The organism is Amycolatopsis sp. NPDC102522 (assembly GCF_055584485.1).
On the sequence record NZ_JBVJLY010000008.1, the window covers coordinates 134,077 to 148,610 of the forward strand.

15 protein-coding genes are annotated in these 14,534 nt (G+C 69.2%); 3 read left to right on the top strand and 12 right to left on the bottom strand.

Translation table 11 applies throughout. The annotated features are described in order from the left end of the window. Positions 1-6: 6 nt before the first annotated feature. From ACZ6YV_RS20705 to ACZ6YV_RS20740, 8 genes are read right to left on the bottom strand one after another with little or no spacing between them, the layout of a single operon-like run. Positions 7-669, bottom strand: a complete 663-nt coding sequence (locus ACZ6YV_RS20705; protein ID WP_465511145.1) for a CIS tube protein — start codon at positions 667-669, stop codon at positions 7-9. Next, on the bottom strand, positions 666-854 hold the full coding sequence (locus ACZ6YV_RS20710; RefSeq protein ID WP_465511146.1) for a putative phage tail protein: 189 nt from the start codon (positions 852-854) through the stop codon (positions 666-668). The genes ACZ6YV_RS20705 and ACZ6YV_RS20710 overlap by 4 nt, the downstream gene beginning before the upstream one ends. Positions 855-865: 11 nt before the next feature. After that, positions 866-1,366: a phage tail protein gene (locus ACZ6YV_RS20715; RefSeq protein ID WP_465511147.1), complete on the bottom strand. Its 501-nt coding sequence runs from the start codon at positions 1,364-1,366 to the stop codon at positions 866-868. Continuing rightward, positions 1,363-2,835 (bottom strand): phage tail sheath family protein, encoded by a 1,473-nt coding sequence (locus ACZ6YV_RS20720; protein ID WP_465511148.1) that lies wholly within the window; start codon positions 2,833-2,835, stop codon positions 1,363-1,365. Before ACZ6YV_RS20720 ends, ACZ6YV_RS20715 begins: the two co-directional genes overlap by 4 nt. 10 nt (positions 2,836-2,845) lie before the next feature. Next, positions 2,846-3,304 carry a phage tail protein gene (locus ACZ6YV_RS20725; RefSeq protein ID WP_465511149.1) on the bottom strand — a complete coding sequence of 153 codons (459 nt, stop codon included), beginning with the start codon at positions 3,302-3,304 and terminating at the stop codon, positions 2,846-2,848. A gap of 16 nt (positions 3,305-3,320) precedes the next feature. Beyond that, positions 3,321-5,588 carry a phage tail sheath family protein gene (locus ACZ6YV_RS20730; RefSeq protein ID WP_465511150.1) on the bottom strand — a complete coding sequence of 756 codons (2,268 nt, stop codon included), beginning with the start codon at positions 5,586-5,588 and terminating at the stop codon, positions 3,321-3,323. A gap of 15 nt (positions 5,589-5,603) precedes the next feature. Continuing rightward, a complete protein-coding gene (locus ACZ6YV_RS20735; RefSeq protein WP_465511151.1) occupies positions 5,604-6,332 on the bottom strand; it encodes a carboxypeptidase regulatory-like domain-containing protein in 729 nt (242 codons plus the stop codon). Further along, a complete protein-coding gene (locus ACZ6YV_RS20740) occupies positions 6,329-6,901 on the bottom strand; it encodes a Pvc16 family protein (RefSeq protein ID WP_465511152.1) in 573 nt (190 codons plus the stop codon). Before ACZ6YV_RS20740 ends, ACZ6YV_RS20735 begins: the two co-directional genes overlap by 4 nt. 191 nt (positions 6,902-7,092) lie before the next feature. On the opposite strand from ACZ6YV_RS20740, the gene ACZ6YV_RS20745 reads away from it, so the two are divergent. Together ACZ6YV_RS20745 and ACZ6YV_RS20750 are read left to right on the top strand one after the other, a co-directional pair. After that, positions 7,093-7,299 (top strand): hypothetical protein, encoded by a 207-nt coding sequence (locus ACZ6YV_RS20745; RefSeq protein WP_465511153.1) that lies wholly within the window; start codon positions 7,093-7,095, stop codon positions 7,297-7,299. A 112-nt stretch (positions 7,300-7,411) separates the two neighbouring features. Continuing rightward, a complete protein-coding gene (locus ACZ6YV_RS20750) occupies positions 7,412-8,137 on the top strand; it encodes an AfsR/SARP family transcriptional regulator (RefSeq protein WP_465511154.1) in 726 nt (241 codons plus the stop codon). 284 nt (positions 8,138-8,421) lie between these two features. Here the strand turns inward: ACZ6YV_RS20750 and ACZ6YV_RS20755 are convergent, their stop codons facing one another. From ACZ6YV_RS20755 to ACZ6YV_RS20765, 3 genes are read right to left on the bottom strand one after another with little or no spacing between them, the layout of a single operon-like run. Then, positions 8,422-10,599 (bottom strand): xanthine dehydrogenase family protein molybdopterin-binding subunit, encoded by a 2,178-nt coding sequence (locus ACZ6YV_RS20755; RefSeq protein ID WP_465511155.1) that lies wholly within the window; start codon positions 10,597-10,599, stop codon positions 8,422-8,424. Beyond that, complete coding sequence (locus ACZ6YV_RS20760) at positions 10,596-11,558, bottom strand: FAD binding domain-containing protein (protein ID WP_378244850.1); 963 nt, start codon at positions 11,556-11,558, stop codon at positions 10,596-10,598. Before ACZ6YV_RS20760 ends, ACZ6YV_RS20755 begins: the two co-directional genes overlap by 4 nt. Next, positions 11,545-11,997, bottom strand: a complete 453-nt coding sequence (locus tag ACZ6YV_RS20765) for a (2Fe-2S)-binding protein (RefSeq protein ID WP_465511156.1) — start codon at positions 11,995-11,997, stop codon at positions 11,545-11,547. The genes ACZ6YV_RS20760 and ACZ6YV_RS20765 overlap by 14 nt, the downstream gene beginning before the upstream one ends. 222 nt (positions 11,998-12,219) lie before the next feature. Between ACZ6YV_RS20765 and ACZ6YV_RS20770 the strand changes: the two genes are divergently transcribed. Further along, entirely contained in the window at positions 12,220-12,798 is a 579-nt protein-coding gene (locus ACZ6YV_RS20770) for a TetR/AcrR family transcriptional regulator (RefSeq protein WP_465511157.1), read from the top strand. A 136-nt stretch (positions 12,799-12,934) separates the two neighbouring features. Here the strand turns inward: ACZ6YV_RS20770 and ACZ6YV_RS20775 are convergent, their stop codons facing one another. After that, a complete protein-coding gene (locus ACZ6YV_RS20775) occupies positions 12,935-14,524 on the bottom strand; it encodes a carbamoyl phosphate synthase preATP-grasp domain-containing protein (protein WP_465511158.1) in 1,590 nt (529 codons plus the stop codon). Between the last annotated feature and the right edge of the window lie 10 nt (positions 14,525-14,534).

A 14,534-nucleotide genomic window follows, 5' to 3' on the forward strand; every position in this document is an offset into this window, starting at 1 on the left:
CCCCGCTCACGGCAGCCGGGGCACGGTCAGCACCAGCCCCGGCCGCAGGTCGCGGGGATCGGAGATCCCGTTGGCACGAGCCAGTTCCCGCCACGCGTCCGGGCGCCGGTACACGGCGGTGGAGATGCGGTCCCAGGTGTCGCCGCGGCGCACCACGTAACTCTTCTCCACCGTCGGCGAAGACCGGGGCGGGTCCACGGCCTGGTCCTTCGCGAGGCGATACTCCTTCAGCGTGATGTCCAGCTGCGCCCGTAACGGCACGCCGTTCTTGGCGAACAGGACGTAGTTCACGTCCAGCTTCTCCAGCACCCCCTTGAACACTGGCCCGTTCCAGTGGAACCGGACGATCGGCGGCGCGTGCTCGGTCGTGTCGACCCGCATGAGATCGCGGATGGCGTCCACATAGGACGTCCGGACGTCGTTCAGCGTGTCCGAGGTGTCGACCAGCGCCTGCAGCGAGAGTGTTTCGGTGCCGCCGCGGATGAACTGGATCGGCGGCGTCTCCAGCCCGGGGATGGTGATCTCGGCGAACGTGTTGCTCTTGCTCAGCTTGTATTCGGTCGGGTTGAACTTCAGCGGGATCACCTGGGGCGTCCGGTTGGGCGGCCGCTCGATCTCCAGGTGCGCCTCCGCGTCCTGGCTCACCGCCGAAAACGGCGTGACACTCACCGTTGGCCTCCCGAGTCCCCGAGCTTGCGGTCGTTGTCGCTGCGCTCGGCCCTGGCGCATTCCTCTTCGTACAACCGTGCCCACGCCTGGATGTGCTTGTTGAACAAGCGGGCGAACAGGGCCCCGTCGTCACCTTCCACCTGGAACCGCACTTCGAGGTTGTGGATGATCAGGTTCTTAGGCACGCTCGTGTCTCCTAGAGGACGGCCGTCAGGCCTTCGTGGGCGATTTCCAGCGACTCGATGGCGACCGCGCTCTGCTCGGCGTGCAGGTCCGGCCCGCTCCATTTGGCGGCGAGCCCGCCGTGGAAGATCCAGGACTTCGCGGGCAGCCCTGCCTCGTCGAGCATGATCACCGCACCGTCGCGGCGGGCGCCCAGCGAGTCGTGCAGGCCGGTCTCGTACCAGGACCACAGCAGGCGGTCGCGGACCACGCCGCGTTTGAGGGTGATCGGGTTCCACGAGTGCCGCAGCGGCAGCCGGTGCACCGAATCGTTGCGGCCGCCCTCCGGGTAGTTCACCACCTCCAGTTGCGCACCCAGCCCGGTGACCTCCTGGAAGGCACCCGACGCCACCACCTGCAACAACAGCGCCTGCGCCGGTGGCAGGTACACGTCCGCCGCGGAGAGCGTGACGAGGAACCGGAACTTGGGCAGCGGCTCGTTCAGCGCGAGCAGCTGGTCGGCCGGGGTGGTCACTGCTCGATCACCTCCAGGCCGCGGTCCTGGCCGAGTACGAGCCGCAGCGCGATGAACTCCATGGGCACGGCAGGCGCGACCTCGATCTCGCAGACGACCTGGCCGGGGTCCTGCTCCGGCGGGTTGGTGGTCTCGTCGCACACCACGCGGAACGCGTCTTCCGGCCGGGTGCCGGCGAGCGCGCCGATCCGGAACGCCTCCAGCAGCACCGAGGTGATCGCGCGGACCAGCGACAGCCGCAGCTCCGGCGAGTTCACCTCGAACACCAGCGGCGCGGCGGCCCGCCGGATTGCCCTCACCAGCAGATGCAGCAACCGGCGGTGCGCGACGTACCGGCGACGCGGATCGCGGGCGAGCGTCCGCCCGCCCCACACCACGAGACCGCGGCCACGCAGGCAGCGCACGAGGTCGATGTTCGCTTCGAACAACCGGACCTGTTGCGCCTCCGGGTACTCGACTTCGAGGTCGACCGCGTCCAGCAGCGTGGCGTTCGCCGGGCTGTGCGCGGCGCCCCGCTCGGCGTCGAGCCTCGCGACCAAACCAGCGACGTGCCCAGAAGCCGGCACGGTCCGCAACCCGGTGCCCGCGAGTTCCGGCGCGCGCAGTGGCGGGTGGTACACGGCGGCCGCGGCGAGCAACGTGTCATCACCGATTTCCGCCAGCGTCTCCGTCCACCCCGCGACCTGGTCCACTGTGGACAGGTTCGGCGGCACGTCCACCAGCACCAGCCGGTCCAGCAGCGGCGCCACGACACCCAAGAGTTCCTGTATCAGCTCCTTGTGGTCGTCACCGGTCAGGTCGGTGCCGACGTCCGGCAGGGCGACCAGCGCGGGCTCCGGCAGCTCGGCCTGCGCCGTCACCGCGGACTCGTACACGGCCCGCCCCGGTGGGCTGTCGGTGCCACCCGCGAGCGTCAGGTCCCATGACATCGAGATCGGCGCGTCCGGCGGTATCGGGTCCGCCGTTCCCACCGGAACCACCCGGACGAGGCGGGACGCGGTGAGCCGCTCGACGACCTCATCGGGAGCCATCCCGGCGAAGGTCTCCGACGGCTCGCCGGGCACCAGCACCCGCACGGTGACCGTCGGCGGGCCAGCGACACTGCTCTTCCGGTACCGCACGCCGACCCGGCCACCGTTCGCCCACGCGCCGGGACTCGCGGCCACCACGAGGAAGCTGTCCGTCCACAGTGCACGCGCGGTCGCGGACGGCCCGGCCACCCGCAGCACCCACGCCGTACGACCCTGGTTCTCGAAGAACCCGCGCAGCGCGTACGGGGTCGCCGACGTGCCGTCGGGCGGGCCGAACACGCCGACGACGTCGTTCCAGCTCTCGACACGGACGGGCACGCCGACCGGCCCGCGCCGGGTGCGGCCCAGGAACACGGCCACGTCCGTGCGCAGCGGCTCGTCGTCGGTGGCCGCCCGCTCGAAGGTCAGGGAGACGCCGGGAAGCGCCGCGCTGGTCATCTCTGCCCGCTCATGCGTCGATCAGGAGGCTCTCGACGGCCAGCACGAGCGTCTCCATGGCGATCTCGTTCTTGGTCGCGTTGAACGACGGTCCGGTGTACTTCGTCGGCCAGGCCCGGTCGAAGTTCCAGCGCATGACCTCCTGGCGGTTCTCGTCGAGCATGATGATCGAGCCGGACGTGCGCCGCACCTTGCCGTCGAGCGACTCCTTCACCCAGTTCCAGAAGCCGACGTGGCCGGTGACCCCGCGCTTCAACGTCAGCGCGCTCGGGAACTTCTTGAGCCCCACGAGCTTGCGGACCGTGATGTCCTCGCTGCCGGTGCGGTATTCGATCGGCGGCATCTCCACGTCGAGCCCGCTGACTTCGGTGAACGACCCGCTCACCGCGACGCCGTCGTCGCTGACGTTGGTCACGATGACCAGGAAGTTATACGCGGCATACGGGTCGTCCCGCGTCACTGGTGGCATTTCCTCTGCCTTTCGACTAGACGAGCTGCGGCTCGCGGGTCTTCTGCTGGATACGGAAGATCACGAACTCCGCCGGGAACACGGGCGCCACCCCGATCACGCAGATGAGCCTGCCGTTGGCGATGTCGTCATCGGTCATCGTGGAGCGGTCGCAACGAACGAAGAACGCTTCGTCCGCTGTCGCGCCGAAGAGCGCACCGCTGCGCCAGACGGTGGTGAGGAAGTTCGAGACGGTCTGCCGGACCAGCGCCCACAGCGACTCGTCGTTCGGCTCGAACACGACCCACTGCGTGCCCTCGTCGATCGATTCCTCCAGGAAGAGGAAGAGCCGTCGTACGTTGATGTACCGCCACGAGCTGTCCGACGACAGCGTGCGCGCGCCCCAGACCCGCTGGCCCAGGTTGGGGAAGAACCGCAACGCGTTGATCCCCTTGGGGTTCAACAGGTCCTGGTGACGCTTGGCGACGTCCTGCGCGATTCCGCCGGGCGTCCGGATCCCGCGGATGACCGCGTTCGCCGGTGCCTTGTGGACGCCTCGTTCGGTGTCGGTGCGGGCGTAGATCCCGGCCATGTGCCCCGACGGCGGTGCCTCGACGAACTGGCTCGTCGAAGGGTCGTTGACGACCAGCCACGGGTAGTACAGCGCGGCGTACTTGGTGTCGAACGGCTCGCGGAACGTCTGGATCCCCTCGATGTCGAGGTTGTCCTTGGGGTCGAGGATGGCGAACCGGTCCTTGAGCTGCTCGCAGTGGGTGACGAGCGCCGACTCGACGGTGCCGGACCACACGCCGGGCACCGCGCAGATCGAAACCTCGTCGATGTCCTCCAGCGCGACGATCCCGGTGCGTTTGCCGCTCCCGCCATCAGTGCCGACGAAGTCCGCGACCGTGAGGCCGCCGTACGCGTCGTCGCCGTCGTCCGCGAGGGGCAGCCAGGACCCCTTCCCGGGTGCGGGGAACTTGGCGGCGTCGGTGCTGAGGCCCGGCAGCGTGGTCGCCCGGACCAGCTGCGACCGGCTCGCCAAGGTGCCCACCACGCTCCCGGGCTCCTCACCGGTCAAGCGCAGGTTACGGAACGTCTCGGTGACCGAACCGCCGCCGGGGTCGGCGAATCGCGTGTCCACAGTGGACTCGATCAGCCGGACCCTCGCCGTCTCGAAGACCAGCTCCGGGGTGTTCGCGTCGAACGTGACCACCTCGTCGGGCCCGATGGTCACGACGTTCAAGGGAGTGAGCTTGTCGCCCGTGTCGAGCTGCGTGACCGCGCCGGCGTAGAGCCGGCTGGAGCCGCTGATCCGCAGTTCGGGGCCCGCGCCGGCGCGGGCCCGGCGGACCCGGCGCACGGTGAGGCCGGTCTTCCACGGCGCGTGCGTGGTGCCCGCCGGGAAAGTGAGCGTCACGCGGCCGTTGGCCGGTTGCGCGACGGTGACCTTGAAGCGCCGGTCGTTGATCAGGATCCACACGTCGTCCGGCAAGGGATCCGGGTCGAGCCCGGGCACCGCGTTCACCTCGATCGACACGGCGTCCTTGGCGGCGTCGGCGGCGAGCGCGCTGACGAACAGCGGTCCCTCGTTGGGATCGGCCAGAACCGGGAGCGAGGCGCTGACCGACGGCGAGATCCGTACCTGGACCCCCTTGCCCCAGGAACCGGGGCTCGATGAGGAGAAGCGCAGGCTCGGTGTGGCGTCCCGGGCACCCTTCTGGACGAAGTCGCCCCGCGCCGTCTTCACCTCGGCCTGCAGTCCGGTGCTGAGCGTGACCCGTCCGGTGGTGACGTCGTACGCGGTGATCTTCGCGGGGCCGATGGGGACGTTGTCACTGCCGCGGAAGACGGTGATGTCGTCCGTGCCGGTGAATCCGACCAGATGGCCGAGCTGGAGCACGGTGGACCCGGCAGCGGCGTCCTGGGTGATCGGGCTGACCAGGCCCGAACCGAGAGTGCCGGACGCGGCCTGTGCGGTGCGGCTGAAGACCCGCTTGACGTAGAGGCGCTGGCCGCCGTTGTCGAAGAAGCCCTTGACCGCCAGCGGGAACAGCCACCAGCGGCCCCCTTCGGTCGGGTTCTCGGCCCAGGCGTCCCGGATCGCCGGGGCCGGTTCGGGCAGGAAACCGCCGAAGGTGGTCTGGAATTCGAGGAAATTCGTGACCAGCTTCGGTTTCCCGGTGGTCGGGCCGCGCTGGGTGACCCCGACCATGCCCGCCGTGCTGGTGCTCACCCCCGCGATCGGCCGCGGCCCCGCGTCGACCTCTTCGACGTAGACGCCGGGGCTCAGGTACTCGGGCATGGCTTGGCTCCTTCTCTACTGCTCGACGATCTCGATGACGTGCCGCCGGTCGCGTCCGGTGGGCAGGCGGACGTCCAGCCGCCCGGTCCGCCCCGGCCGTTCGGTGGCTTCGAGGTGGAAGATCTGCTCGGGACGCGGCCCCGCGACCGGCTCGCCTTCCCACCGCAGGGCGAGCCGGAACGAGCCCGTCGTGTCGGTCAGGGTCCGCTCCAGCCACGGCGCCCTGTCCCTGCTCGTGATGCCTTTGGCCGCCACCAGCGCGTTCGCCACCGGTACCCGGGTGACCGCGTCGACGACGACGCCGTAGACAGTCCGGGTGCCCGGCCCGTACGGGAACGCGACGCTCGGCAGCAACCGGACCAGCCGGGGCCCGCTCCGGACCGCGGGCGGGGTGACGTCGTCGTACGGGTACGCCGTGAAGCCGATCCCGACCACGGCGGCGTCGAAGGTTTCCCCGTCCGCCGGGTACAGCGGCGCGAGCCCGATGGCGGAGAACCGGACCCGGTACCGCTCCGGCCTCGCACCCGGCCCCCGGCGCCTGCCCAGCTCCGGGTAGGCGATCGCGGCGCTCGGGGTGCGGATCGACGGCGTGTCCTGAAGCACCCAGACGTTCTCGGCCGGATCGAAGCGGTCCAGCTCGGTGACGACGTCCGCGGCCCGTTGGCGCTGGGCGAACTCGTCGAACGGCAGGAACCAGGCAGGGCTGTACAGGATGGAGGTCTCGACAGGGCGGAAGCGAGTCATGGCACCGGCGTCCCGGTGAGCGTCCGGCTCTGCACGAGGCGCAGGTCGGCGACGTCGAGGGAGTCGAGGTTGACGACCCGGACCTCGTAGTTGAGGGACAGCCGGTAGGGCTTCTGGATCGCGTACCAGATCCAGGACTTCTGATCGAGCGTCAGCGGCGTCAACGTGAACTGCAGCGCCTCGGTGGTGCCGGCCAAGCTGCCCGTCAGCTCCTCGCCGGACCAGATCGCGTCGTCGTAGAAGACCTGCAGGGCGCGGCCGATCATCTGGTGCTGGGTCTCCTGACTGCCGCCCCACGGGGTGATCAGGTAGCGCAGCAGGAGCGCCATCGGCGGTTTGCGGCTCGTGGGCGCGGCCGGCGGCAGCGACCGGATCGGCGGCCGGTTGCGCGAAGTCGGGTCTTCCGCGATCTCGTACAGGAAGACCGTGAGGGTGGCCGTGGTCGGCTGGGTCTCGAGGTCGCTCAGCACCGCGGTCGGCGGATTGGTCGGGTCCAGCCCGCGCAGCGCGTCGGTGAGCCGGTCCACGATAATCGTCGAAACATCAGCGACGACACCGAAATCGCCCATACCAACCCTCCCCTGGCGCCCATCCGGACGTACCCGTGACGTACCAGGGCGCAGCATCGCAGGGGTGCCGTGACAGGTCCGCGATCCGCGCGTCGCGCCGGCGTCACCACGGCGTCGCCGCCGCGACTGTTGACGTGCCCGCACACGCGGCGTCAACGCGGCGGTGACGTGTCTGCGCGCATCCTGCTTCGGTGAAGCCACCCGAGGAACGTTCCGGCAGCATGGTTCTCCGAGCGTGGCTCGAAGGCGGCGAGCCCGACGCGCTGCGGGTCCGCGTCCTCTTCACGGTCGGCCTGAACGGGGCCAGATCGCTGGTCGTCACCTCTCCGGAGGCGGTGCACGCGGCGGTGCAGAACTGGCTTGAAGAGCTCGGAACAGGCACGATGACGTTCTCGTGACGTCCCGTTGACGCCTCGGTCCGATAGTTCCCCGTAACGTTCCGCGTTCCGGGTGCGAATTGTCCCAACAGCGGGACGATCCGACCAGCGCCGGGCAGAGGTTGGGGAACCGATGCGCACTGAAGCAGAACAGCTCGTAACACTGCGCCTGCTCAAAGGTTTCGCGCTGCTCGTAGGGGATGATCGGGTGACACTGTCATCCAGCGCGCAACGATTACTCGCCTTCCTCGCCTTGCAGGACCGGCCTCAGCCCCGGACCTTCGTGGCGAGGACGCTGTGGCCCGAGGCGCCGACGACTCGCGCCAACGGGAACCTGCGCTCGTCGCTGTGGCGCGCGTCGCGCACCGGGCACCATGTCATCGACGCGTCGGTCCACGAAATGGCGCTGGTGGACAACATCACCGTCGACATTCACAACGCCGTCGCCCACGCGCACCGCCTTCTCGACGAGTCCTGCCGGTGCGACGACATCCTGAACCGGCAGACCCGCGACGACCTGTCGGCCGACCTGCTGCCCGAATGGTCGGACAACGAGTGGGTGCTCATCGAGCAGGAGCAGTACCACCAACTGCGGCTGTACGCCTTGGAGGCCATGGCGAAACGGCTCACCACCGCGGGCCGGTACGGCGAGGCCGTCGCCGCCGGCCTGGCCGCCGTCCGTGCCGAGCCGTTGCGGGAAAGCGCGCATCAGGCACTCATCGACGCACACCTCGCCGCCGGCAACCGTGCGGCGGCACAGCACCAGTACCTGCAGTGCCGGCGGACGTTGCTCGAGGAACTGGGGCTGGAGCCGTCCGAGGCTCTGCGTCACCTGCTGCCGAACATGACGTCGCGCTAGGGCGTGTGGCTGCGACGCGGGACAGAGAGCGTCGCGAAAGCCACTTTCGGGACCTTGGATGTCTCGAAAGTGGCTTTCGCGACATGTTTGCCAGCCCACGGACTGCGGCCGGTCACCGTGGTCGTGAGTGGCAGGTTCTCTTGGCGGGTAAGACAAAAGTGTCATGTCGTTGAGGTGTGCCCAATGTGGCATTGGGGACATTGAGCGTCCCCAATGCCACATTCGGGGCACACCGGGTCGAGGGGCTCGGTGTCGTGAAGGAGGCCATCACGGACCGGTAAGCGCTACGACTCCTCGAGAAGGTCCTCGATCTGGATGGGAATGTGCCGCACCCGGATGCCGGTGGCGTTGTGGACGGCGTTCGCGACGGCCGCCGCCATCCCGACGGTGCCGATCTCGCCCAGCCCCTTCGCGCCGACCGAATTGTGCAGCGTGTCCGGGTACTCGACGAAATGGACGTCGACCTCGGGGATGTCCGCGTTCACCGGGATCAGGTAGCTCGCGAAGTCACCGTTGGCGAATCGGCCGTTGGCCTCGATCTCAAGCCCCTCGTGCAGAGCGGCCGACACACCCCAGATCATGCCCCCGACGATCTGGCTGCGAGCGGCCGTCGGGTTGATGATCCGGCCGGCGTCGAACACACCGAGCATGCGGGACACCCGGATCTCGCGCGTCCACTTGTGCACGCGGACTTCGCAGAACTGGGCACCGAAGGAGCTGAACGAATGCTTCGTCAGCTCCTCGCCGGGAGCCGACGAACCGGTCACGGAGATCGACGGACGGTTCAGCGTCCGCAGCAGCTCGCCGAAGGTCATCGTCCGGCCCTCGGCCAGCACCCGGCCGTCCGCGTAGGAGACGTCCGTCCCTTCGAACGGCGCGCCGGGGGCGGACGCCAGTTTCACCAGGTCGTCGATCGCCTTGGCGGCGGCGACCATGATGGCCGTGCCCGCACTCGCGGTGGCTGTCGAGCCGCCGGACATACCGCCGGGCGGCAGTGTCGAATCGCCGAGCCGCGGCACCACCCGATCCGGCGAGATGTCCAGCGATTCCCCGCCGACCAGGGAAAGCACGGTCAGCAGGCCGGTTCCCGGGTCCGCCCCGCTGGTCGCGACGATGGCCGTGTCGTCGGGGAGCAGGGTGATCTCGACCGTGGCCGGGAACCGCAGCGCGGGGAACATGGCGGTGGCCGTGCCGATGCCCACGAGCCAGTCGCCGTCGGTCCGGCCCTGGGGCAAGCGGTCCGACCAGCCGAAGCGGGCCGCGCCGACGCGGAAGCATTCGTCGAGGTGTTTGCTCGACCACTGCAGATCCTTGCCGGGCGGCGCGTTCGAGTTGTTCCGCTGGCGCAGCTCGATCGGGTCCATGCCCAGCGCGACCGCGAGTTCGTCGATGGCGCTCTCCAGCGCGAACGACCCGGGCGCCTCGCCCGGTGCCCGCATGAACGTCGTCGGCGGGATGTTCAGCGGCACGATCTTCTGGCTGATGCCCAGGTTCCGGGTGGCGTACCACTCGCGCGAGGTGCCGTGTGACGTCGGCTCGACGAACGACCGGTCGGCCGCCGTGCTGCACCAGGAGTCGTGACGCAGGGCGTTGAGCGTGCCGTCGTGGTCCGCGCCGAGGGCGATCTTCTGCACGGTCGCGGCACGGCCCGCGGTCGCGGTGAAGACCTGTTCCCGGCTGAGCGCGGCCTTCACCGGCCTGTCCAGGACCCTGGCCGCCGCGGCGGCCAGGAACGCCGGCGTGGAGGTGCGGCCCTTACCGCCGAAAGCCCCGCCCACGAACGGGTTCACCGCGTGTACTTCGGACGGTTTCGTGCCCAGCGCGTCCGCCAGCTCCGCAGCCTGGAGGTCGGATGCCTGGTTTCCGCTGTGGATCGTCAGGCCGTCCGGACCCCACACCGCGACCGCGGAATGCGGTTCCATCGCGGCGTGATTCTGGGTCGCGGTGGTGTACGTGGCCTCGACGACCACCGAACTCGCCGCCAAAGCGTCCTCAATGGACTCGACGTCGGGAGCGAGGACGGCGAGGGTCGACGGCGAACCGTCCCTCGCGGCGGGTGCGTCTTCGGCCGAAGCGAGGCCGTCCTGCAACGAGGTCAGCGCGGGCCGGGACCGATAGGAGACCTCGACCAGCATCGCCGCGTCACGGGCCTGTTCGTAGGTCTCGGCCACCACGAAGCCGATCGGCTGGCCGTAGTAAGCGACTTCCTTGTCCTGCAAAGGAACCCAGGTTTCGCCCATGAACGCCGTGGACGGTGTGCGCAGCTCCAGCGGGTCGAAAGGCGAATACACGCCGATCACGCCCGGAGCGCCCTTCGCCGCCGTGACGTCCATCGCCTCGATCTCACCGTGGGCGATCGTACTGAGCACGACGTAGCCGTGAACCAGTCCGGGGAAGGTGTGGTCCGCCCCGTATTCGGCCCGGCCGGTGACCTTCAGCGGCCCGTCCACCCGGCTGGTCATGAGCGGCTCCCCTCGGTCAGTTCGAGCAGTGCGCGGACGATGGTCCGGCGCAGCAAAGACGGTTTGAATCCGTTCCCGGACAACGGGCGCGCGCCCTCGGTGGCCAGCGCCGCGGCGCTTTCGAAAGCGGCGACGGTCGCGGGCGCACCACGCAAGGCCGCCTCGACTTCGGGCAGCCGCCACGGCACGGTCGCCACGCCACCCGCCGCGACCCTGGCGTCGACGATGCGCGAGTCCTCGACGTGCAGCGCGACCGCGGCCGAACACAGCGCGAACTCGTAGGACTGCCTGTCCCGCACCTTGACGTAGGTGGAGTTCGACGCCCAATCCAGCCGTGGGACCACGACCTCGGCGATCAGTTCACCGGGGCGCAGGTCGTTCTCCACCTCGGGGGTGTCGCCGGGCTGACGGTAGAAGTCGCCGAGTTCGACGGTCCGGGTTCCGGTCTCGCTGACCAGCCGGAGCCGCGCGTCGAGAGCGACCAGGGCGACGGCCACGTCACTGGCGTGCGTCGCGACGCACGAATCGCTGGTGCCCAGCACGGCGTGCATCCGGTTGGCTCCCGAGATCGCCGGGCAGCCGCTGCCCGGCACCCGCCGGTTGCACGGCATGGAGACGTCCCGGAAGTACGAGCAGCGCGTGCGCTGCATCAGGTTCCCGCCGATACTGGCCATGTTCCGGATCTGCTGGGACGCGCTGAGCAGCAGCGCCCGGGAGATCGCCGGGTACACGCCCGGATGGCCGGCGATGTCGCCCATCCGTTCCAGCGCGCCGAGCCGCAGCCCGTCGGCGGTGTCGATCCCGCGCAACGGCACCGCGTTGATGTCCAGGACCTGCTGCGGTGTCAGGACATTGAGTTTCATCAGGTCGACGAGCGTGGTCCCGCCCGCCAGGAACGTGCCCGGCGAGGAGACGGCGGCTTCGACGGTCTCGGGTGCGAGCAGCTCAAAGGGACGCATCGGCCCGCCTCGCCTGCTCGACCGCCGCGACGATGTTCGGGTACGCCGCGCATCGGCACAGGTTGCCGGACATGAACTCGCGGACGTCCTGGACGTTCTGCTCGACGGCGGCGACCGCCGACATGATCTGCCCGGACGTGCAGAAACCGCACTGCAGGGCGTCCTGGTCGACGAACGCCTGCTGGACCGGATGCAGTCCGTCCGCCGTGGACAGGGCTTCGACCGTGGTCACCGGCTGCTTCACGGTGGCGGCCAGGGTGAGGCAGGAGAGCACGGGCCGTCCGCCGACGTGCACCGTGCAGGCACCGCACTGGCCCCGGTCGCAGCCCTTCTTCGGGCCTGTCACGGCGAGCCGCTCCCGCAGTGTGTCCAGCAGTGTCACCCCGGGATCGACACTCAGGTGTTCCGTCCTGCCATTGACTTCGAGTGAGATGTCCACTGGATCTCTTTCCGCCGTTCGTGCGGGCCGAGGGCCCGACGGCGTAGGTTGAGTGGTGGGAGCCTGTTCGAGATTTGAACCGGATATTCATCCGCTACGATTTTCAAGTTAGCGGAACGCAATCCGCTCCGCAATGTCGGTGCTCGCTCCTGGAGTCGCTCCAGGTCCCTGTGTTCGTCGGCTACATTCACCGGAGAACGGGATCGGCGGACAGGAGAGGCGATGACGACGGGATCGGTGAATCCCCGGCGTGCGGACACCCGGCGCAACCACGAGCGCATCCTCGCCACGGCGGCCAAGTCCTTGGCCGGGTCGGGCGAGGTCTCCTTCAACGCCATCGCGAAGCAGGCCGAAGTCGGCGTCGGCACGGTGTACCGGCACTTCCCGACCCCGGAAGCCCTCATCCTGGCGGTCTACCAGCGCGAGGTGCGCCAGCTCGTCGACATCGTGCCGGCCCTGCTCGAGAAATACCCGCCGGAGCAGGCTTTCCGGGTGTGGACGACCGACCATCTGGCGCACTACATGATGACCAAACGCGGCCTGGCCGACGCCCTTCGCGTCGCGACGAGCTCCCGTGGAGAGCTGCCCGCCGGAGCCTACGAGGCGATGGTCGGCGCGGTCCACACGCTGTTGAAGGCCAACGTCGACGCCGGAACAGTCCGTTCGGACCTGAAACCCGAGACCGTTCTGCGCGGCCTGGGCGGCCTGCTGTACCTCGACCCGAACGGCGAGTGGCGGCGCGACGTCGCGAGCCTCCTCGACCTGCTGTGGCGCGGGATGGCGTCTTCCGGTCGTGAGTGATTCGGGTCGTCAGGTTTAGGTACCTACTGGACTCTGGCCGCGGCTCGCCTCCCGGACCTCCAGGCGACCAGAGTGCCGGAACGTCGTCGGTCCAGTCCTCGTGAGTGGTAAGTCGCGTTAGAACGACACTTATCACTCACGACCACAGCTCGGCGATGTGCTTCTGTAGCGAGACGACGCTCGTATGGCCACGGTCGACGGCTTCGATCCCCTGCACCGCGGCGGCGAAACCCCGGACCGTGCCGAACCAGGGGATCCCGCACGCCGCCGCGGCCGCACGGATGCCCTGCTCGCCGGCCAAGGTGTCGACGACCAGCACGATCTCACCGGCCATCACGAGATCCACAATGGAGGGTCCGCTGACAACCGTGACAGGCACACCGACGTAGCGAAGGACGTTCCCGTTTCCTTCGGTGACAAGGATTTCGAAACCGCTGTCCGCCAGCGCCTTCACCGGGAAGATCATCGCCCGGTTGTCGGGACCGGCGAACGAGACGAACACCCTGCCTTTGGTGGGCAACGGCCCGGACGCGGCGGACCACGACTTGGCGTAGGCGGTGCCGAAAGTCGAGTCGATGCCCATCACCTCGCCCTGCTTCACCGCGACGGCGGCGCCCGGCGGGAAGACGCCACCGTCACCGACGGCAGGCAGGAGGCCCTCGGCGCGCAGATCGGCGATGCGGGCCCCGAGCGTCACCCGTGCGGCGGCCTCGGCCAGCGGCACACCTGTGGCCCTCGACACGAACGGGACGGTACGGCCGACCTGCGGATTCACCTCCAGTACACAAAGGACACCCGACGCGAGCGCGTACCGGACGTTCAACGGTCCGCGCAGACCGATGCTCTCGGCCAGGACGCGGGTGGACTCGCGGATCCGGGTGAGGTCGGCGCGGCCGAGGGTGATCGGCGGTAGCGCGCACGCCGCCTCGAACCACTCCATCACTCCGCCCAGGTACAACTCGTAGCCGTCGTAAAGAGCGTCGACCTCGATCGCGTCGCCCGGGAACCGGCCTGCTGGATCCGGCGGGAGCGGTTCGGCGGCGTGGTCAAGGCTCGGCTCGGAACCGAGGTCGTCCAGTGTGCGGCCGATGGCCACCTTCGCGACGAGCGCGCTGGACCTGACCACCCGAGGGTCGAATCCGGTCACGAGCATCCGGCCGCCGCACGGGTCGACCGCGAATCCGACGGTGCAGCCGCCGGGGCCGGCACCGACAGCCCGGGCCACTTCGACGGCCACGTCACGCATCCGCTGATCCGGCGTCACGGCCGAAACGACCGACACCTTGTCGTCGTGATCCCGCACGACTTCGAGCTCGTACTTCTTCCAGCCGGGTACGGCCGCCGTCCGTGTCACCTCGGCACCTGCTCGCCTGACGATACGGGCGAGCTCCTCACGGTTCTCGCCGAGAAGGATCGCGTCCATGCCGGTGCCGAGGAGTTCGACGCCGTACCGGGCCAGGACACCGGACTCGTACAGGGCGACAGTGGTGTCGAGCGCGGCCTTCCCGCCGAGGGTGGGCAGCAGGGCGTCCGGCCGTTCCCTGGCGATGACCTTCTCGATCGTGCCGGGATCGACAGGCTCCAGGTAGGTGGCCTCAGCGAACGCCGGGTCGGTCGTCGCCGTCGACGGGTTGCCGTCGACCACCGTGAGCCGCAGGCCCTCCGCCTTGAGCGCCCGGCACGCCGGGGCGGCGTGGCCGAGCAGGATCGGACCGGAACCGATCACCAGCACCGAC